General features: G+C 52.2%; 3 protein-coding genes. All 3 read left to right on the top strand.

Going from position 1 to position 3,410, the window contains the following annotated elements; all coding sequences use genetic code 11:
- Positions 1-1,135: acetyl-CoA C-acyltransferase (locus tag VGM48_RS24445; protein ID WP_331583521.1), on the top strand; the 1,135-nt coding region annotated here is incomplete at its 5' end.
- Between the two features lie 202 nt (positions 1,136-1,337).
- Positions 1,338-1,982 (top strand): response regulator transcription factor, encoded by a 645-nt coding sequence (locus VGM48_RS24440; protein WP_331583519.1) that lies wholly within the window; start codon positions 1,338-1,340, stop codon positions 1,980-1,982.
- Between the two features lie 67 nt (positions 1,983-2,049).
- On the top strand, positions 2,050-3,410 hold a 1,361-nt coding region (locus VGM48_RS24435; protein ID WP_331583517.1), incomplete at its 3' end, for a histidine kinase dimerization/phospho-acceptor domain-containing protein.

Genomic DNA, 3,410 nt, shown 5'->3' with positions numbered 1-3,410 from the left:
AAAATCCAAAAGAGGCAAATTTCGTTTTTATCGTCCCGATGACATGGCTATCAATGTGATCAGGGGCCTGCTGGCCTCCGTCCCTCAACTGGATCCCCACCGGGTCGACGACGTGATCGTTGGCAACGCCGTTCCCGAAGCCGAGCAGGGCCTCCAGGTAGGCCGGATCATCGCCGCCCGCGCCGTCGGCATTCATGCGGCAGGGGTGACTGTCAACCGTTATTGCGCCAGCGGACTGGAGACCATCGCCATGGCGACGGCCAAGATCCGTTCCGGTATGGCCGATTGTATCATCGCCGGGGGTACCGAAAGCATGAGCATGGTGCCGCAGGCGGGCTGGAAGACCGTACCCGCCTATTCCATCGCTTCCGAAGAACCGGATTATTATCTCAATATGGGTCTCACCGCCGAAGCGGTGGCCAAAGAATTTAACGTAAGCCGGGAAGACCAGGATCAATTCTCCTATGCGTCCCATCAAAAAGCCATCAATGCCATAAAGAACGGTTACTTCAAGAACGGCATCCTACCGCTCGACGTGGAAGAAGTGTATGTCGACGACAAAGGACGCCGTCAGCAACGAAGTTTTATCATGGATACCGATGAAGGGCCCCGGGCCGATACTTCGCTGGAAGCGTTGGCAAAGCTAAAACCTGTCTTTGCGGCCGGCGGCTGTATAACGGCCGGCAACTCCTCCCAAACCAGTGACGGTTCCGCCTTTGTCATCGTCATGGGAGAAAAAATGATCAAGGAGTTGGGCCTTCGTCCCATCGCCCGCCTGGTAGCATGCGCCAGCGCCGGCGTACATCCCCGGATCATGGGCATCGGGCCCGTGGAAGCCGTGCCCAAGGCCCTCCGGCAGGCGGGTATGAACCTGGGACAGATCGACCTGGTAGAGCTTAACGAGGCATTTGCCTCCCAGTCCCTGGCCGTCATCCGCCGGCTGGAAATGAACCCGGCGATCGTGAATACCAATGGTGGCGCCATTGCCCTGGGTCATCCCCTTGGCTGCACCGGTTGCAAGCTCACCATCCAGATCATCCATGACCTCAAACGATTGAATAAAAAGTATGGCATCGTAACCGCCTGCGTCGGCGGTGGGCAGGGGATCGCAGGTATAATAGAAAATCTCAACTAATCAAGCTGGATGAGTACTCATTTAATTATTAGTGCCGCCCGGAGGGGTCCCCTGAAATACTTGCTAATTCACGACATTCGACGAAAAACCGGCCTGCTCTATTTTTAAATTTAAGAGCCCGGCCGGTTTTTTATTCACTCATATCATAAATAGTTATAACTTGCTTTGTAGTTGAAACACTTACGGAATCTATTAAACTAACATGGTTCGAGTTTTTATTACGGATGATCATGAGATCTATCTGGAAGGGTTGTCCTTGTTATTGGGCAGACAGAATGGTATAGAAGTGATCGGTACTGCCGCATCGGGGCGACAACTGCTGGGTGAGATCCCGGGCCTTCAGGCCGATATCTTATTATTGGATGTTTATTTGCCGGACATGGGCGAAGAAGAACTGCTACAACAGATCCGGGTTCTGCGTCCCGACCTGAAGATCATCTACCTCACTCTTTTACGGGGCACCCGCTATATTCACAAACTGACAAAACACATCATCCAGGGATACGTGTTAAAGAATGCCAGCCTGGAAGAGCTCCTCGAAGCAATCCGGACTGTCCGGGATGGCGGCAGCTATTTCAGCAAGGACGTCCATATCGGAGACCGGGACGAAGACTTCCGTCATACGATTACCATCGAAGACAAACAGATCGATGAGATCCTTTCGCGGCGGGAGCTGGAGGTGCTCCGGCTCATCTGCAAGGAATACAGCAATGCCGAGATCGCAGAGAAACTTTTCCTGTCCGTCAGCACCGTAGAGACGCATCGCAAGAACCTCATCGCCAAACTGGGCGTCAATAATACCGTAGGCCTCGTAAAGTTTGCCCTGCGGCATAAATTGATCGACTAAAGACTGCGGAAAGATCGTTACCTTGGAGTGGTGAAACGTCTCATTCGAATCTGAATCAAAACATGCTGTGAAGCGGTCCTTCGTCTTCTTTTTCCTCCTGTTGACTGCCCGGGTCCTTTTTGGACAGGTTGACACTGCCGCGCTCCAGCAAATGTATAGCAGGGCTGTTCATCTTACGGAGGCCCGGTCGGATTCCATCGGTTATTACGCGGATTATATCTATCACGCCTATCTGAAGGGACAATACCCGTCCGCAAAGGTCATGGCCCTCAGTCTCTATGGATATTATTATGAGAATAAAGGGGACTATAAGAAGGCCATCGATTATTATCTCCAAACCCTCCGCGAGGCCCGCAGGATCGGCGACGTCACGCATGAGATCAAGGCCCTGACAGATCTGGCTGCGGTATACACGCAGAATATGAAGCAACCGCTAAAGGCGAAAGAGGTATACCTGGAATGCGTAAAACTGAACCAACGGCTTGGCGACCCCGGTTCTCTTTTCCGTTCCTATGTCAATCTCAGCGCGATCTATACCCGTCTTGGTCTTTATGACAGCTCCCGGATCTTTTTAAAAGAAGGACTTCGGATCGGTAAAGTGCTCGAAGAAAAAAACGGCGAAGACCTCTCCTCTCTCTATAATAATATCGGCACCAATTCCTACTACCTCAAGGAATACGATACGGCGCTGTTTTACTTCCGGAACAATTATGTCCACGACCTGGCCGCACATACCATCACGCGCTCGGCAGATATCTGGCTGGATGTGCTGAATATGGCCGATGTCTTTACACAAAAGGGCAGATTCGATTCGGCCGAAAAATACGGGGACCTCTCCCTGCATATGGCCGAACAGCTCGACTCGAAAAGCAAACAATCCGATAGCTACCAGATCCTTTCCAAGCTTGAGCAACACCGGGGCAATTATAAAAAAGCCTGGGAATACCAGGGTAAATGGTACGAGCTGGATACGGCCCTCGTCAACAGCGATACCTACAAAGCGATCGCCGAGCTGGAACAAAAATATGAAGCAAGGGAAAGCGAGAACAGGAACCTGCTCCTGCAGTCGGAGATCACCCAGCAAAAATTTCATTACCGCATCATGATGGTCATGGCCATCAGCCTGCTGCTCATCGCCATCGCCGCCGCAATGGCCTTTATCGTCAAACGCAATGTCAACCGGAAATTGCAGGCCACCAACGACCTGGTGATCCGGCAGAACGAACGGTTGTCGGAATTGAACTATGAAAAGAACTCGCTGATCAGCATCGTCAGCCATGACCTCAGTACTCCCTTCGCCAGCATCAGCATGTGGCAGCAATTGCTACAGGATGAAGCGGACAACCTGACGCCGGATCAGCAAAAAGCCCTCGGCCGGATCGGGCAGGCTACTCAATACGGCGAAAAGCTCATCCGGCGCATCCTGGA

It is taken from the genome of Puia sp., assembly GCF_036500295.1.
Taxonomy (GTDB): domain Bacteria; phylum Bacteroidota; class Bacteroidia; order Chitinophagales; family Chitinophagaceae; genus Puia.
This window is presented reverse-complemented; position numbering and strand designations above follow the sequence as displayed.

Bases quoted from the DNA above. Each gene is read 5' to 3' on its own strand.
- VGM48_RS24440 (WP_331583519.1), top strand. From the start codon at position 1,338: ATGGTTCGAGTTTTTATTACGGATGATCATGAGATCTATCTGGAAGGG.